The sequence below is a fragment of the Agromyces sp. Y182 genome (genome assembly GCF_059445385.1).
The window spans coordinates 2,218,588-2,232,228 of sequence record NZ_JCAIUF010000001.1 but is presented as its reverse complement, the minus strand read 5'-3'; the positions used below and the strand labels follow the sequence as shown (position 1 = coordinate 2,232,228).

Genomic DNA, 13,641 nt, shown 5'->3' with positions numbered 1-13,641 from the left:
CCGCCGCATGGATCGCGCCGACGGGCTCGCCCACTATCGCAAGCGCTTCGCGGGAGCGGAGACCGACCTCGTGTACTTCGACGGCAACTCGCTCGGCCGGCCGCCGGTGTCGGCGATCGAGCGGGTCGAGCGCTTCCTCCGCGAGGACTGGGGCGGGCGCCTCATCCGCGGCTGGGATGAAGCGTGGCTGCAGCTGCCCACCGAGATCGGCGATCGCATCGGCCGCGCCGTCATCGACGCGAAGGCCGGACAGACGGTGATCGGCGACTCGACCACGGTGCTGCTCTACAAGCTCGCCCGCGCAGCGGTCGACGCCCAGGTCGCCCGCAACCCCGTGCGGCGCGAGATCGTCGTCGACACCGACAACTTCCCGACCGACCGCTACGTGCTCGACGGCATCGCCCGTGAGACGGGCACCCGCCTGCGGTGGATCGAGACCGACACCTCGAGGGGCGTGACGCCCGAGCAACTCGCCGAAGCCGTCGGCCCCGAGACCGCGCTCGTCGTGGTCTCGCATGTCGCCTACCGCTCTGCGTACCTCGCCGACGCCCCCGAGCTGACCCGCATCGCCCACGACGCCGGCGCCCTCATCCTCTGGGATCTCTGCCACTCGGCCGGTTCCGTGCCGGTGAAGGCCGACATCTGGGGCTTCGACCTGGCCGTCGGATGCACCTACAAGTACTTGAACGGCGGCCCGGGGTCACCCGCCTTCGCGTACGTTCGCGACGACCTGCAGGCGGTGCTGACCCAGCCGATCCAGGGCTGGTGGGGCACCACCGACATGTTCGCAATGGGGCCCGGCTACGAGCCGGTGCCAGACATCCGCCGCTTCCTCTCGGGCACGGCGCCGATCGTCGGCATGCTCGCGATGGAGGAGACCCTCGCGATGATCGAGGAGGCCGGCATGCCGGCGCTCCGCGCGAAGTCGGTCGCACTCACCGAGTTCGCGATCACCCTCGCCGACGACTGGCTGGCTCCGCTCGGCGTGACCCTCGCCTCGCCCGCCGACGCCGACGAGCGCGGCGGTCACGTCGCACTGCACCATGCCGCGATGCGCGAGGTGACCGCCCGGCTCTGGCAGCGCGACGTGATTCCCGACTACCGCGACCCCGGTGGGCTGCGCATCGGCCTCTCACCGCTGTCGACGAGCTTCGAAGAGGTGCACCGCGGGCTCGCCGCCACGCGCGACACCCTGAAGACGGTGCTGCTCGAGCGGGCCGGGCTCGCCTGAACGCGAACGGGTTCTGAGCGCGAGAGATTGCCTCGATATTAGTATGCGCGCATACTAAATTCATGGAAGACTCCCACCTCACGAAAGCCACCGCATGAGTGCCTGGCTCGGCGTCGCCTCGGCCGAACACGTACGCCGGGGAGTCGCCCTCGGCATCGCGCAGATCGGTCACGGCAAGCGCAGCGGCCTCGCTCGCATGCAGAGCGGCGACGCCATCGTGTATTACTCGCCGACCGAGCGCCTCGGCGACGGCGTGCCGCTCAAGCAGTTCACCGCCATCGGCCGCGTCGCCGACGACGTGGTCTGGCAGGCCGACGAGGGCGACTTCCACCCGTTCCGCAGGCAAATCGACTGGGCCGACGCGAGTCCCATCGCGGTCGATGAGGTGCGCGATCGACTCGCCCTCACGGCGCAGCCGAACTGGGGTGACCAATTGCGCCGCGGCCTGCTGCCACTCGACGCCGGGGACCTCGAGGTGCTGCTCGCGGCGATGCACGCGACTCTGCGGGCATCAGGGGCTGCGGGGGCGTCTGGGTCATCGGGGTCGACGACGACGACGCCGACGCCGGGGTCGGCCCCGGCGCCGGGGCCGACCTCGACGCCGCGATGAACTCGCAACGGCTGTCGAGCGCGTTCGACGACCCCTCGGCGAGTCCGGGCCTGCTGCTCTGGCAGGCGACGAACGCCTGGCAGGCCGTGCAGCGTCAGACGCTCGCCCCGTTCGACCTCACCCACGTGCAGTTCGTGCTGCTCGCCGCGCTCACCTGGTTCGAAGCCGACGAACCCATCACCCAACGCGAGCTGGCCGAGCATGCTCGCACCGACCCGATGATGACCTCGCAAGTGCTGCGCACGCTCGAGCGCAAAGGGCTCATCGTGCGTGCGCCGCATCCGACCGACGCCCGCGCCCGGGCGCTGTCCGTGACCGAAGCCGGGGCCGAACTCGCGAACCGTGCGAACGCCGCAGTCGAGGCGACCGATCACCGCTACTTCGGCCGGCTCGACCGCGACCTCGGCGCGTTCATCGAGGCGCTCGGCCGGCTCGCCCGGGCGGCCGACTGACCGGCGAGCACCGACCGCCGCGCAGCGACCGCCGAGCACTGACCGCCGCACACTGACCGCCGAGCAGCGGCAGGAGAGCGCGTACCCGCCCCGGCGCGACCCGGTCGCGCCGGCGCAACGGCGACGCTCGGCGGGCGGCTCACGCAGTGACGCACTGCGCGGCCGCCGCGGCGAGGAGCTCGCTATTCCGCCACGCGCACGCTGGGGTCGGATGCCTCGCCGGCACGTTCCGCCGAGGCATCCGTTGCCCGTGCTGCCTGCCCCTGACTTTGCCCCCAGGCGACGGTGACCTTGGGCTTCGCGAAGAACAGCACCACGACGGCGCCGAGTCCGAATGCCACGACCGAGAGCCAGAGCGATTGCGACATCGCGGCGGAGAAGCCCTCGGCGATCTGGGCCGGCAGCGCGCCACCGGTACCGCCGGCCTGCTGAACGGCCTCGGTGTCGAATCCGGGCAGCTCGGCCACGAGTCGTGCGTTCAGCAACGCGGCGATCGCCGCCGAGCCGAGCACGGCGCCGACCTGTCGGGTCATGTTGTAGACGCCCGAGCCGGCGCCCGCCTGCGCCGTCGGCAGGTTGCGGGTCGCCGTCGAGGCGAGCGGCGCCCAGATGCCCGACAGGCCGATTCCGAGCGCGGCCGACGGCAGCAGCAGCAGCCACAGCTCGGCGTCGGGCGTGAGCACCTCCGCGTACCAGCCGAGGGCGAGGGCGACGATCGTGAACCCGAAGAAGGCGATCCACTTCGGGTTGACGCGGTCGCTGAGCTTGCCGACGAGCGGGGCCATGATGCCCGTCGTCACGGCCATCGGCGCGAGCATGAGCGCCGCCTGGGTGGGCTCGAGACCCCGTGCGATCTGGAAGTAGAACGCGAGCGGCAACGGCATCGCCGTGATCGCGAGGCCGACGAGCGTGATCGATGCGTTGGAGAGCGAGAAGTTGCGGTCGCGGAAGAGGCCGAGCGGCAGCAGCGGTTCGGCGCGGTTGAAGCGCTGCCAGACCACGAATGCCACGAGCACGACGATGCCCGAGATGATGAGGCCCCACACCGTGATCGGCCCGGTGATCGTGCCCCAGTCGTAGGTCGCACCCTCCTGGATGCCGAAGACGAGCAGGAACATGCCGACGGCGCTCAGCACGACTCCCAGCCAGTCGAATCGGTGCGAGTGCGTCTCGAGGTTCGGCACGAGCCGCCAGGCGGCGACGAACGCGACGATACCCACGGGCACGTTCACGAAGAAGATCCACTCCCAGCCGAGCGAGTCGACGAGCACACCGCCGAGGATCGGGCCGACGAGCGTCGCGATGCCCGCGACGGCGCCCCAGAGGCCCATCGCGGCGCCCCGCTTGTCGGGCGGGAAGATGCGCGTGATGACCGCCATCGTCTGCGGGGTCATGAGCGCAGCGCCGATGCCCTGCACCGCGCGGGCGGCGATGAGCATCGTGATGTCGCCCGAGAAGCCGCACCAGAGCGAGGCGAGCGTGAAGATCACGAGGCCGACGAGGTAGACGCGCTTCGGCCCGAAGCGGTCGCCGAGGCGCCCGGTGATGAGCAACGGCACGGCGTAGGCGAGCAGGTACGCGCTCGTCACCCAGATCACCGCGGTGAGGTCGGTGTCGAGGTCGGTGAGAATCGCGGGGTTCGCGATGGAGACGATCGTCGAGTCGACGAGGATCATGAAGAAGCCGATGACGAGCGCCCACAGGGCGGGCCACGGCTTGGCGATCTGGTTCACGGTGTCCTTCGAAAGTCTGAGATTGGATCTGAGATTGGATCTGAGATTGGATCTGAGGTTGGATCTGAGATTGGGCCTGAGGTTCGGTCCGAGGTCATGCCCGAGTTCGGGTCCGGCCAGGTGAGCGAACCGGACTCGAGGTCGCCGATGGTCTGCTCGAGCCAGCGCGACTCGGCCACGAGCATCGCCCGGGTGTAGTGCACGTTGAGCACGTGGTGCCGCTCGACGCCCTTGGAGGCGATGTGTTCGAGCGCCGTGTCGATGTAGCCGATCGTCGCGCCCATCGCCTCGAGTCGTTGCCGCAGCAACGGAGCCGCCTCGCCGACGGGGAGGTTGTGCGCCTCGCCGATCGCGACCGGGAACTCGGGGTATTCGTTGACGTACTCGCGCAGCATCTCGGCGAGTGTGTGGAGCAGCGCCTGCCGACCGGCATCCGTGATCGCATAGACGGTGCGCTCCGGCCGGTTGCCCGAGCGTTCGACACCGCACTCGGCGATGAGGCCATCGGCCGCGAGCCGCTCGACCGCCCGGTAGAGCGAACCCGCGCTCACCTTGACGACGCGGTCCTCACGTCGCTGGAGCATCAGCTGGTACATCCCATACGGATGCATCTCGCGCTCGGCGAGGAGCGCGAGGGAGGAGACCGCGAGCGGGTTGAGTCGTGACATCCGCTCCCCCTCTCTTCTGCTCTTCTTCGAAAGCCGATGTCGTCACCGGCTCGGCGCTGACTATTCCGGTTGGAATAATACGCATGGAATGCACCGATCCGCAACCCCAACGCCGCAGCGCCGATCGACTGCGAAGGCCGGGCAACTCGAGCGATGGATGCCCCGGTAGAATCGACGCATCCACACTTTCGACACCGGACGGAGAACCGCGGTGCCCACCATCGTCGTCGACGTGATGCCCAAAGCCGAACTGCTCGACCCCCAGGGGAAGGCCGTCGCCGGCGCCCTCGCCCGCACCGGCCACGCCGGCATCAGCGCGGTGCGCATCGGCAAGCGATTCGAGGTGACCATCGACGGACCCGTCGACGACGCGTTCAAGGCGAGCATTCGCCAGATCGCCGAAGACATCTTCTCGAACCAGGTGATCGAAGACGTCGTGGGCATCCACTACGAGGTCTCCAACGCCGAACTCGCCGAAGAGGCAGCGGATGCCGCGGCTGACGCCGAAGACGGCTTCGTCGCCCCCGCCGGCGAGACGCACTGAGGCGCGGGAGGCAACGCATGCGCATCGGCGTCATCACCTTCCCCGGCTCGCTCGACGACCGCGACGCCCAGCGCGCCGTGCGCATCGCGGGCGGTGAGCCCGTCGCGCTCTGGCACGGCTCGCACGACCTCGAGGGCGTCGACGCACTCATCCTTCCGGGCGGTTTCAGCTACGGCGACTACCTGCGCTGCGGCGCGATCGCCTCGCTCAGCCCGATCATGACCGAGGTCGTCGACGCAGCGAACCGCGGCCTTCCGGTGCTCGGCATCTGCAACGGGTTCCAGATGCTGACCGAGGCGGGCCTGCTCGAGGGCGGGCTCATCCGCAACGACCACGGCTCGTTCATCTGCCGCGACCAGGTGCTGCGCGTCGAGAACGCGTCGACCGACTGGACCGGCGAGTTCGCGGCCGGTCAAGAGATCACGATCCCGCTGAAGAACGGCGAGGGCGGGTTCATCGCCTCGGATGAGACGCTCGACCGGCTCGAGGGCGAGGGCCGCGTGGTGTTCCGCTACGTCGGCGTGAACCCCAACGGATCGCTCCGCGACATCGCCGGCATCTCGAACGAGCGCGGCAACGTGGTCGGCCTGATGCCGCACCCCGAGCACGCGGTCGAGCCGGGCTTCGGCCCCGACACTGCGGTTGCGATGCGTTCGGGCGTCGACGGGCTCGGCTTCTTCACGAGCGTCATCAAGCGTGCCCTCGTCGAGGCGTAGCAACACACTTCCTGTCTCGTCTCCGGTTCGGCGCGTCGTCCTGTTCTCGGGTCGGGCTGAGCCCGCGGTCAGCGGTACTCGGGGTTCGCCTCGAAGCCCGAGTGGTCGCCCGCGTCCCACTCCGAGCGGAGGTTGCCGCCGGCCGGGAACCCGCCCGCATCTTTCAACAGCCGAGCGAGGTGCAGCAGGTTGTACGTCATGAACGTGGTGTTGCGGTTGGTGAAGTCGTTCTCGGGTCCGCCTGAGTCGGGGTCGAGGTAGCTCGGGCCGGGGCCCGCCTCGCCGGTCCAGCCCGCGTCGGCGCCCGGCGGGATGGAGTAGCCGATGTGCTGCAGGCTGTAGAGGATGTTCTGGGCGCAGTGCTTGATGCCGTCTTCGTTGCCCGTGATGATCGCCCCGCCGACCTTGCCGTAGTACACGTACTGGCCCTTCGCGTTGAACTCGCCGCTCATGGCGTAGAGCCGCTCGATGAGCTTCTTCGTGATCGACGAGTTGTCGCCGAGCCAGATCGGCCCGCCGACGACGAGGATGTCGGCGGCCTCGACGAGCGGCCAGACCTCGTCGGGCCACGCATCGACGGGCCATCCGTGTTCGCGCATATCTGGGTAGACGCCGGTCGCGACATCCAGATCGACGAATCGAAGCTCATCGACTCGCACGTCGTGTTCGCGCATGAGCGCAGTGCTCGCGTCGATGAGCCCCTGCGTGTTGCTCACCTCGGGACTTCGCTTCAGCGTGCAGTTCACGTAGAGGGCGCGCAGGTCTGAGAAGTCGGGCAGCTCGGCCATGGCGCCGATGCTACTCGTGGGCTCAGGCCACCGACAGGCATGGGCGGCTCCGCCGCCGACGGCCGCACCTTCCGGCCGCGTGGCCGCGTGGCCGCGCCCGTCTCAGCGCCGCGACGACTCGGTGTCGGTGTAGCGGCCGGGCGCCACGACAGTGCTCGTGCCCGAGACGTACGAGCCGCCGAGCACGTGCACGATCCGGGCACGCTGTGCGGCCGAGCCCATCGCGATCTGCTGGGCGTCGAGCTCGGGTGCCGGAGCATCCGTCATCGTCATCGCCGCGCGCTGCCCGGCCGAGCCCATCGCGATCTGCTGGGGGTCGAGCGCGAGCGCCGAGGGCTCGACGTAGGCTGGGAGGGATCCGTTGTTCATGTTGCGTTCCTTCTGTCGGAGGGGTTGTGCGTGATGGATCGGCGATGCCGGGGCTGCAACCCCGGCATCGCGCGTTTCGAGGGCCTCGGCTACGCCGCGGCATCCTCGGTGCCGACGCTCGCGCGGAGCGCTGCCCCGAGCTCGGCATCGACGTTCGTCCAGTACTGGAAGAACCGCTCGCGGATCTCGTCGATCGTGATCGACTCGCCCTGACCCGTGAGGGTCACGAGCAGACGAGCCTTCGCCTCGGCCGAGTAGACCTCGCGGTAGAGGGTGCCGGCCTGGCCGAAGTCGCTGTCGGCGGAGCGAAGCGTGTACGCCGAACGCACGAGCTCGCCGTCGGACTCCCAGCCGCCCTCGGCCGCGCGCTCGGCATCGGCCACGGGGCCGCCGAACGAGTTCGGCGCGTAGACCGGGGTGGTCGGCGCGTTGAACCCGTGACGCTGGGCGCCGTCTTGCGAGTAGTTGGCGACGGATGCCGCGTGCGGGGCGTTCACCGGAATCTGGTTGTAGTTCGTGCCCACGCGGTAACGCTGCGCGTCGGGGTAGCTGAACACGCGCGCCATGAGCATCTTGTCGGGGCTGATCGCGATGCCGGGAACGGTGTTGGCCGGCGAGAACGCCGCCTGCTCGATCTCGGCGAAGAAGTTCGCCGGGTTGCGGTCGAGCGTGAGCGTGCCGACCTTGATGAGCGGGTAGTCGGCGTGCGGCCACACCTTCGTGAGGTCGAACGGGTTGAACCGGTAGGTCTTCGCGTCGTCGTAGGGCATCACCTGCACGTGCAGGTCCCACTTCGGGTGGTTCCCCGCCTCGATCGCGTCGTGCAGGTCGCGCCGGTAGTAGTCGGCGTCGGCGCCCGCGATCGCCGCGGCGGCTGCCGGGTCGAGGTGCAGGTCGCCCTGCCGTGTGCGGAAGTGGTACTTGACCCAGAACTTCTCGCCCTCGGCGTTGATCCACTGGTAGGTGTGCGAACCGAATCCGTGCATCTCGCGCCATGACTTCGGCAGGCCGCGGTCGCCCATGAGGTAGGTGACCTGGTGAGCCGACTCGGGCGAGAGGGTCCAGAAGTCCCACTGCATGTCGGAGTTGCGCAGGCCCGAGCCCGGGAGACGCTTCTGCGAGTGGATGAAGTCGGGGAACTTGATCGCGTCGCGGATGAAGAACACGGGGGTGTTGTTGCCGACGATGTCGTAGTTGCCCTCGGTCGTGTAGAACTTCGCCGAGAAGCCGCGCACGTCGCGCCAGGTGTCGGGCGAGCCCTGTTCGCCGGCGACGCTCGAGAAGCGCATCAGGGTCTCGACGGTCGAACCAGGCTGGAACAGCGCGGCACGGGTGTACGCCGAGACATCCGCGGTCACTTCGAAGGTGCCGAACGCGCCGCCGCCCTTCGCGTGCACGATCCGCTCCGGGATCCGCTCGCGGTTGAACTGGGCGAGCTTCTCGACCAGGTAGCGGTCGTGCAGCGCCGTCGCGCCGTCGGCGCCGATCGTGAGGGAGTGGGCGTCGCTGGCGACCGGGGTACCGGTCTGCGTCGTGGTGGGTGTCGTGGTGGGTGTCGCGATGGGTGTCGTGATGGGTTCGGGCATGCGTCCTTCTCTCTTCGTTCTTTCTCTGGAGTCGCCGGCCAGCGGCAGGCGGGGCGCCGGTAGGGAGCGCCCGAGTTCGGGGCGCGCCGGATGAGCCCGACGCGGGATACGGATACGGATACGGATACGGATGCGGAAATGCCGGCTCGGCCGGCTTCGGACTCAGCTCAGCGCGTCGCTCGCGCTGCACTCGAGGCAGAGCCCCCAGAACGTGACTTCGGCCGAGGCGATGCGGAAACCGTGCGTCTCGCTCGGCGTGAGACAAGCGGCGTCGCCGACGACGCAGCCGACGTCGAAGACGGTGTTGCAGCTCGTGCAGACGAGGTGATGGTGGTTGTCGCCCGTGCGGGTCTCGTAGAGGGCCGACGAGCCGGCCGGCTCGATCTTGCGCAGCAGCCCCGCTTCGGTCAGCGCACCGAGCACTCCGTAGACGGCCTGCCGAGAGGTGCTCTGCAGCTTCACGGCGGCACGGGCGTGCACGCCGTCGGCGTCGAGATGCTCGCCCGGGCGGAACGCGTCGAAGACCGCGAGTCGTGATTCGGTGACCTTGAGCCCGGCGCCGCGGAGCCGGGCGGCCGCCCGGTCGCGTGCTTCGGTGGGGTTCGAGGTCATGACTCGACCGTATCGGTTATTTTGATTCTGTCAAAACAAACCTGATCGCCGGGCGTGGCGGGCCCCTCCTCCGGGCGGACATCGGCGCCGCGACATCCGCTCGCCGGTCAGTGCGACCGCGACTCGGGCTCGCCGGTGAGGCCGATCATCTCGGCGGCCTCGTCGAGCGCCGAGCGAGTGTCGGTGGTTGCGTTCAGAATGCTGTCGATGAGCCCGGGGAATCGCGAGTCCAGTTCCTCGCGACGCAACGAGACGATGCGCGCGGTGCCGGCGACGGCCGTGCTCGTGACGCCGGCTTCGCGCAGCACCTTGAGGTGGTGCGACGCGGCTGACGGCTCGGCGCCGGCCGCGACGGCGCAGGTGCCGCTGAGGCTGTCGCCGTCACGGGCGAGCAGTGTGAGGATCGCGCGGCGGTTCGGGTCGCTGAGGGCGAACAGCACGTCGTCGAGACGGATGTCGGCGGAGGCCGGGTGGGCGAGTGTGCGCATCGTGGAAATTCCTCGGGGTCGACTCTTGCTGCCACCAGTGTACCTGTGATTCACTACTTCAAGAACTTTTGAAATACGACTTGAACTCCGACGTGAGGACCACGTGAATCTCCCTCTGCTACTCCTGATGTTCGGCACCTTCGCCACAGGTACGAACGCACTCATCATGACGGGCATCCTGCCGTTGGTCGCCGAGAGCCTCGACACCACGCCCGCGATCGCGGGCCTCAGCGTCACCGTCTTCGCGCTCGCGTACGCCGTCAGCGCCCCGCTGCTGCCGGTGCTGCTTGCACGCTTCGAACGACGCACGATCATGGTCATCTCACTCATCGGCCTCGTACTCGGAACCCTCGCCTCGGTCGCGGCGCAAGACATCACGACCTTCCTCATCACACGCGCGATCGTCGGCTTCGGCTCGGCCGCATTCACCCCGCAGGCTTCCGCGGTCGCCGTCGGCATGGTGCCGCCCGAGCGGCGGGGCCGAGCGATCACGACCGTGCTGCTCGGCATCACCGCGGCGAGCGCGCTCGGCGTTCCGATCGGCACCGTCGTCGGCCACGCGTGGGGCTACCGCGCCGCCCTCCTCCTGGTCGCCGGGCTCGGAGTGCTCGCGATCGTCGGCATCCTCTTCGTTCCGAAGGCGCCGAGGCCCACCAATCCCGGATTCGCCGCCCAGCTGGCGCCGCTCCGCCGGCCGGCCGTGCTCGCGGTCGCCGGCACCACCGCCCTCGTGACCACCGGGTTCTTCGCGGTCTCGATCTACTTCGCGCCGCTGCTGCTCGGCACCGCGGGGCTCGATTCCTCGGCCCTCGCCATCGTGCTGTCCGCGTTCGGCGTCGCCGGCATCGCATCGCTGCTGTTCGGCGGGCGCTACATCGACCGGTTCGGCGGCTTCCGCATCACCGCTGTCTCGCTCGTCGTGATCACGATCGGAACCCTGGTGCTCGGCGTCACGACGAACTTCTGGTGGGTGCTCGTGCTCGTGGTGCCGTGGGGGGCCTTCGGCAACATCATCATCCCCGCGCAGCAGTACGAGCTCGGCCGACTCGACCCCGACAACCCCGCCCCGGTGTTCGCCCTGAACAGCTCGGCGATCTACGCGGGCACGGCCCTCGGCGGGCTCGTCGGTTCAGTGACGATGAGCGTCGCGCCCGTGCAGTGGCTCGTCGTGGTGGCCGCAGTTCCGCTCGTCCTGGCGCTGCTCGCCACACTCGCGCAACTCGTGCGGGCGCGTCGCGCCGGGCGGCGCATGGAGTCCGAACCGGCGGCTGCGAGCACCCCCGAACTCGCGCCGGTCGCCGACTGAGCGAACGGCGAGCGGATGCCTCGGGCCGGGCGTGAGCTCGAGGCATCCGTTCGCTGCCGCGCTCACCGAGATCGTGCGCCGTCAGACACGCGGCGAGTACTCATGAGGTTGCCGGCGGCGGGAACTCTTTCGCGTCGGTCGGCCCGAGAGCAGCGCGGGCGGCGAGGACCGCAGGGACGTGTTCTTCGGCCCATTTCTCACGGCGCGGAGTGGCACCAGGAGCGAGCGGCCGAGTTCTGTGAGTTCGTACTCGACGTGAGGGGGATTCTCGTCGAACACGGTTCGGGAAATCAAGCCGTCTTCCTCCAGGGACCGGAGCGTTTCCGCGAGGACCTTCGGAGTGACATGACTGAAAGACTCGCCAACCACACCGTCCTCGTCATCGGCGGAACCCATCGCTTGGGCGCTGCCATCGCGGCGGCCGCAGCTGCGGAAGGCGCACGCGTGACCGTTTCCGCACATGCGCCGCGTGACGAGAGCACACTGCGCATCGACCTGCGCGACGAGACGTCCGTGGCTGCCACCGGAACCACCAACGGCGCCGTCGCGTTCGCAGCCCAGCACCTGGCCGCCGAACTCGCTCCGGTACGCGTGAACGCGATCTCTCCGGGAATCATCGACTCAGGTCTCTGGGACGCCCGCGGCGCACAGAAGACGGAGTTCCTCACCGCAGCCGCCTCCCGGACACTCGTCGGCACTACAGGAACCGTCCAAGACATCGTCGACGCGGTGCTCTGGATCATGTCGGCCACGTTCTTCACCGGCGAGACCCTGCGCCTCGACGGCGGACGACGCTGACACTCGCCGCGCGAGCGACGCGGGGCCGGCCGGCTCAGCGATCGGTGCGGCGCTCGAGCGGTTCGGGGAGCACCCAGCGCTTCGGGCGCTCTGCGTCGACGGCGACGGGCGCCGAGCGGCCGCGGATGTAGAACATGACGATGGATGCCGCGATGAGCGCGGTGCCGAGCGGGAGCACGAGCTGTCGGAAGACGTTCAGCACCAGCTGCACGAACGAGAAGAAGGTCTGGCCCGCCTCCCCTTCTGCCGACACGATCGAGTACAGCAGGGGCGGGGCGAGCAGGATCAGCAGCGCACCGCCGACCGACAGCCCGATGCCCCACCACAAGGTTCGCTTCGGCATCGAGTCCATCGGACCTCCTCGTTCGGTGGCAAACGCTACCAAGGAATGTCCACGATGACCATGCCGGTTCCGTGATCCCGGAGCCCGCGGCATCCGCGCGGATCCCCGCCGCTCAGTACTGCAGGAGCGAGAAGATCTCGTAGCGGTCCGCGAGCGCGGCGCGGCCGCCGAGGCCGGTGAGTTCGAGGGCGACCGAGATGCCCGCGACCTGCCAGCCGGCCCGTTCGACGAGTCGCGCGGCCGCTGCGACGGTGCCGCCGGTCGCGAGCACGTCGTCGACGATGAGCACGCGGGAGCCCGGCGGCAGTTCCCCCTCGTGCACCTCGAGCGCAGCGGTGCCGTACTCGAGGGCGTAGTCCTCGCGGAGCACCGCCCGCGGCAGCTTGCCGGCCTTGCGGATCGTGAGCACGCCAGCACCGCAGATCGCCGAGGCGGCGCCCGCGATGAGGAAACCGCGCGCCTCGACCCCGCCGATGTCGTCGAATCGGCCGGCGAACGGCTCGGTCAGCGAGGTGCCGAGCGCGTGCAGCGCCGGGCCGCTCGCGAACACCGGGGTCAGGTCGCGGAACGTCACGCCGGGTTCGGGGAAATCGGGGATCGACGCGATGAGGCTCGAGACGAGCTCGCGTGCAGACTGCTCGGTCACCGGGCAAGGCTACCGCGGCGCCCTGCACTTCGACTGGGCACTCGATTCACGTCCGGGTCACGTCAGGGGTCACGCCACGGATCAATCGTTCGGTCGATGCGGGCATGCAGCCGAGCCTGAGACCATGGAAGCAACCGAACCCTGGAGCATCCGTGTCACCGAAACGCCTGTACCGAGCCCTGGCCTTCGCCGAGGCCGTCACGTGGACGATCCTGATCGTCGCGATGATCCTGAAGTACGCCGCAGGCGTCGAGTGGGCGGTGCTCGTCGGCGGTTCGATCCACGGGTTCGTGTTCCTGTCGTACGCCCTCGCCTCGGTCATCATCGGCGTCAACCAGCGCTGGAACCTCGGCCGCATCGCCTTCGCGGTGCTCACCGCGATCGTGCCCTACGCGACCATCCCGTTCGAGCTGTGGCTCGTGCGTACGGGTCACCTCGAGGGCGACTGGCGCCGCGAGAAGACTGACCATCCGGCCGATTCGACCTGGGTCAACGGCCTGTTGCGCTGGTTCCTCGCGCGGCCGGTGCTGCTCGTCTCGCTCGCGGTCGTCGGCATCGCCGTCGTCTTCGCGGGCCTGCTCGTGATCGGCCCGCCCGGGGGCCGCGAGGCCTGATGAGGTGCGGATGCTGCGGCATCCGCTCTCGGACGTCGACGCTGTTGTGGTCGCCGATGCCGTGCCGAGACCGATCGGCAGGGTCTCGATACGCGCTTCGCGCTACTCGACCAGCGGCTGCGGCTGCGGCTGCGGCT

General features: G+C 69.2%; 18 protein-coding genes. 8 read left to right on the top strand and 10 right to left on the bottom strand.

Annotated features, from left to right (window positions below; all coding sequences use genetic code 11):
* Nucleotides 1-7 precede the first annotated feature (7 nt).
* From AC1C2R_RS10400 to AC1C2R_RS10390, 3 genes are all read left to right on the top strand, one after another.
* Nucleotides 8-1,231: a kynureninase gene (locus AC1C2R_RS10400; protein ID WP_495380397.1), complete on the top strand. Its 1,224-nt coding sequence runs from the start codon at nt 8-10 to the stop codon at nt 1,229-1,231.
* A 94-nt stretch (nt 1,232-1,325) separates the two neighbouring features.
* Nucleotides 1,326-1,841, top strand: coding sequence for an EVE domain-containing protein (locus AC1C2R_RS10395; RefSeq protein WP_495379848.1), 516 nt, complete (start codon nt 1,326-1,328; stop codon nt 1,839-1,841).
* Nucleotides 1,838-2,293, top strand: a complete 456-nt coding sequence (locus tag AC1C2R_RS10390; protein ID WP_495352400.1) for a MarR family winged helix-turn-helix transcriptional regulator — start codon at nt 1,838-1,840, stop codon at nt 2,291-2,293. The genes AC1C2R_RS10395 and AC1C2R_RS10390 overlap by 4 nt, the downstream gene beginning before the upstream one ends.
* Nucleotides 2,294-2,475: 182 nt before the next feature.
* Here AC1C2R_RS10390 and AC1C2R_RS10385 read toward each other — a convergent pair whose 3' ends face one another.
* On the bottom strand, nt 2,476-4,026 hold the full coding sequence (locus AC1C2R_RS10385) for a DHA2 family efflux MFS transporter permease subunit (RefSeq protein WP_495352399.1): 1,551 nt from the start codon (nt 4,024-4,026) through the stop codon (nt 2,476-2,478).
* Nucleotides 4,023-4,694 carry a PadR family transcriptional regulator gene (locus AC1C2R_RS10380; RefSeq protein WP_495379847.1) on the bottom strand — a complete coding sequence of 224 codons (672 nt, stop codon included), beginning with the start codon at nt 4,692-4,694 and terminating at the stop codon, nt 4,023-4,025. The genes AC1C2R_RS10385 and AC1C2R_RS10380 overlap by 4 nt, the downstream gene beginning before the upstream one ends.
* A 211-nt stretch (nt 4,695-4,905) precedes the next feature.
* On the opposite strand from AC1C2R_RS10380, the gene purS reads away from it, so the two are divergent.
* Together purS and purQ are read left to right on the top strand one after the other, a co-directional pair.
* Nucleotides 4,906-5,238, top strand: coding sequence for a phosphoribosylformylglycinamidine synthase subunit PurS (gene purS / locus AC1C2R_RS10375; RefSeq protein WP_495379846.1), 333 nt, complete (start codon nt 4,906-4,908; stop codon nt 5,236-5,238).
* Between the two features lie 17 nt (nt 5,239-5,255).
* Nucleotides 5,256-5,954, top strand: coding sequence for a phosphoribosylformylglycinamidine synthase subunit PurQ (purQ, locus tag AC1C2R_RS10370; RefSeq protein WP_495352396.1), 699 nt, complete (start codon nt 5,256-5,258; stop codon nt 5,952-5,954).
* 68 nt (nt 5,955-6,022) lie between these two features.
* On the opposite strand, the gene AC1C2R_RS10365 is transcribed toward purQ, so the two are convergent.
* The 5 genes from AC1C2R_RS10365 to AC1C2R_RS10345 all read right to left on the bottom strand — a co-directional run bounded on the left by AC1C2R_RS10365 (nt 6,023) and on the right by AC1C2R_RS10345 (nt 9,797).
* Nucleotides 6,023-6,742, bottom strand: a complete 720-nt coding sequence (locus AC1C2R_RS10365; protein WP_495379845.1) for a flavodoxin family protein — start codon at nt 6,740-6,742, stop codon at nt 6,023-6,025.
* A gap of 102 nt (nt 6,743-6,844) precedes the next feature.
* On the bottom strand, nt 6,845-7,111 hold the full coding sequence (locus tag AC1C2R_RS10360) for a hypothetical protein (RefSeq protein WP_495352394.1): 267 nt from the start codon (nt 7,109-7,111) through the stop codon (nt 6,845-6,847).
* A gap of 89 nt (nt 7,112-7,200) precedes the next feature.
* Nucleotides 7,201-8,697, bottom strand: a complete 1,497-nt coding sequence (locus tag AC1C2R_RS10355) for a catalase (RefSeq protein ID WP_495379844.1) — start codon at nt 8,695-8,697, stop codon at nt 7,201-7,203.
* Between the two features lie 162 nt (nt 8,698-8,859).
* Entirely contained in the window at nt 8,860-9,309 is a 450-nt protein-coding gene (locus AC1C2R_RS10350) for a Fur family transcriptional regulator (protein ID WP_495352392.1), read from the bottom strand.
* Between the two features lie 107 nt (nt 9,310-9,416).
* Nucleotides 9,417-9,797 carry an ArsR/SmtB family transcription factor gene (locus AC1C2R_RS10345; RefSeq protein ID WP_495352391.1) on the bottom strand — a complete coding sequence of 127 codons (381 nt, stop codon included), beginning with the start codon at nt 9,795-9,797 and terminating at the stop codon, nt 9,417-9,419.
* A gap of 127 nt (nt 9,798-9,924) precedes the next feature.
* Between AC1C2R_RS10345 and AC1C2R_RS10340 the strand changes: the two genes are divergently transcribed.
* A complete protein-coding gene (locus tag AC1C2R_RS10340) occupies nt 9,925-11,103 on the top strand; it encodes an MFS transporter (protein ID WP_495379843.1) in 1,179 nt (392 codons plus the stop codon).
* Nucleotides 11,104-11,184: 81 nt separating this feature from the next.
* Here AC1C2R_RS10340 and AC1C2R_RS10335 read toward each other — a convergent pair whose 3' ends face one another.
* Nucleotides 11,185-11,499 carry a winged helix-turn-helix transcriptional regulator gene (locus AC1C2R_RS10335; protein ID WP_495379842.1) on the bottom strand — a complete coding sequence of 105 codons (315 nt, stop codon included), beginning with the start codon at nt 11,497-11,499 and terminating at the stop codon, nt 11,185-11,187.
* Here AC1C2R_RS10335 and AC1C2R_RS10330 point away from each other — a divergent pair.
* Complete coding sequence (locus AC1C2R_RS10330) at nt 11,449-11,901, top strand: SDR family oxidoreductase (RefSeq protein WP_495379841.1); 453 nt, start codon at nt 11,449-11,451, stop codon at nt 11,899-11,901. The genes AC1C2R_RS10335 and AC1C2R_RS10330 overlap by 51 nt on opposite strands.
* Before the next feature lie 34 nt (nt 11,902-11,935).
* On the opposite strand, the gene AC1C2R_RS10325 is transcribed toward AC1C2R_RS10330, so the two are convergent.
* Together AC1C2R_RS10325 and AC1C2R_RS10320 are read right to left on the bottom strand one after the other, a co-directional pair.
* Nucleotides 11,936-12,244, bottom strand: a complete 309-nt coding sequence (locus tag AC1C2R_RS10325) for a hypothetical protein (protein ID WP_495352387.1) — start codon at nt 12,242-12,244, stop codon at nt 11,936-11,938.
* Between the two features lie 112 nt (nt 12,245-12,356).
* A complete protein-coding gene (locus AC1C2R_RS10320) occupies nt 12,357-12,890 on the bottom strand; it encodes an adenine phosphoribosyltransferase (protein ID WP_495379840.1) in 534 nt (177 codons plus the stop codon).
* A 152-nt stretch (nt 12,891-13,042) separates the two neighbouring features.
* Here AC1C2R_RS10320 and AC1C2R_RS10315 point away from each other — a divergent pair, with 152 nt between their 5' ends.
* Entirely contained in the window at nt 13,043-13,504 is a 462-nt protein-coding gene (locus tag AC1C2R_RS10315) for a DUF3817 domain-containing protein (protein WP_495379839.1), read from the top strand.
* Nucleotides 13,505-13,641 lie beyond the last annotated feature (137 nt).

What these genes read in the sequence shown, in the direction of transcription:
- AC1C2R_RS10400 (WP_495380397.1), top strand. Translation starts at nt 8, where the DNA reads ATGGATCGCGCCGACGGGCTCGCCCACTATCGCAAGCGCTTCGCGGGA.
- AC1C2R_RS10395 (WP_495379848.1), top strand. Translation starts at nt 1,326, where the DNA reads ATGAGTGCCTGGCTCGGCGTCGCCTCGGCCGAACACGTACGCCGGGGA.
- AC1C2R_RS10390 (WP_495352400.1), top strand. Translation starts at nt 1,838, where the DNA reads ATGAACTCGCAACGGCTGTCGAGCGCGTTCGACGACCCCTCGGCGAGT.
- AC1C2R_RS10380 (WP_495379847.1), bottom strand. Translation starts at nt 4,694, where the DNA reads ATGTCACGACTCAACCCGCTCGCGGTCTCCTCCCTCGCGCTCCTCGCC.
- purQ (WP_495352396.1), top strand. Translation starts at nt 5,256, where the DNA reads ATGCGCATCGGCGTCATCACCTTCCCCGGCTCGCTCGACGACCGCGAC.
- AC1C2R_RS10365 (WP_495379845.1), bottom strand. Translation starts at nt 6,742, where the DNA reads ATGGCCGAGCTGCCCGACTTCTCAGACCTGCGCGCCCTCTACGTGAAC.
- AC1C2R_RS10360 (WP_495352394.1), bottom strand. Translation starts at nt 7,111, where the DNA reads ATGAACAACGGATCCCTCCCAGCCTACGTCGAGCCCTCGGCGCTCGCG.
- AC1C2R_RS10355 (WP_495379844.1), bottom strand. Translation starts at nt 8,697, where the DNA reads ATGCCCGAACCCATCACGACACCCATCGCGACACCCACCACGACACCC.
- AC1C2R_RS10350 (WP_495352392.1), bottom strand. Translation starts at nt 9,309, where the DNA reads ATGACCTCGAACCCCACCGAAGCACGCGACCGGGCGGCCGCCCGGCTC.
- AC1C2R_RS10345 (WP_495352391.1), bottom strand. Translation starts at nt 9,797, where the DNA reads ATGCGCACACTCGCCCACCCGGCCTCCGCCGACATCCGTCTCGACGAC.
- AC1C2R_RS10340 (WP_495379843.1), top strand. Translation starts at nt 9,925, where the DNA reads ATGTTCGGCACCTTCGCCACAGGTACGAACGCACTCATCATGACGGGC.
- AC1C2R_RS10330 (WP_495379841.1), top strand. Translation starts at nt 11,449, where the DNA reads ATGACTGAAAGACTCGCCAACCACACCGTCCTCGTCATCGGCGGAACC.
- AC1C2R_RS10335 (WP_495379842.1), bottom strand. Translation starts at nt 11,499, where the DNA reads ATGGGTTCCGCCGATGACGAGGACGGTGTGGTTGGCGAGTCTTTCAGT.
- AC1C2R_RS10325 (WP_495352387.1), bottom strand. Translation starts at nt 12,244, where the DNA reads ATGCCGAAGCGAACCTTGTGGTGGGGCATCGGGCTGTCGGTCGGCGGT.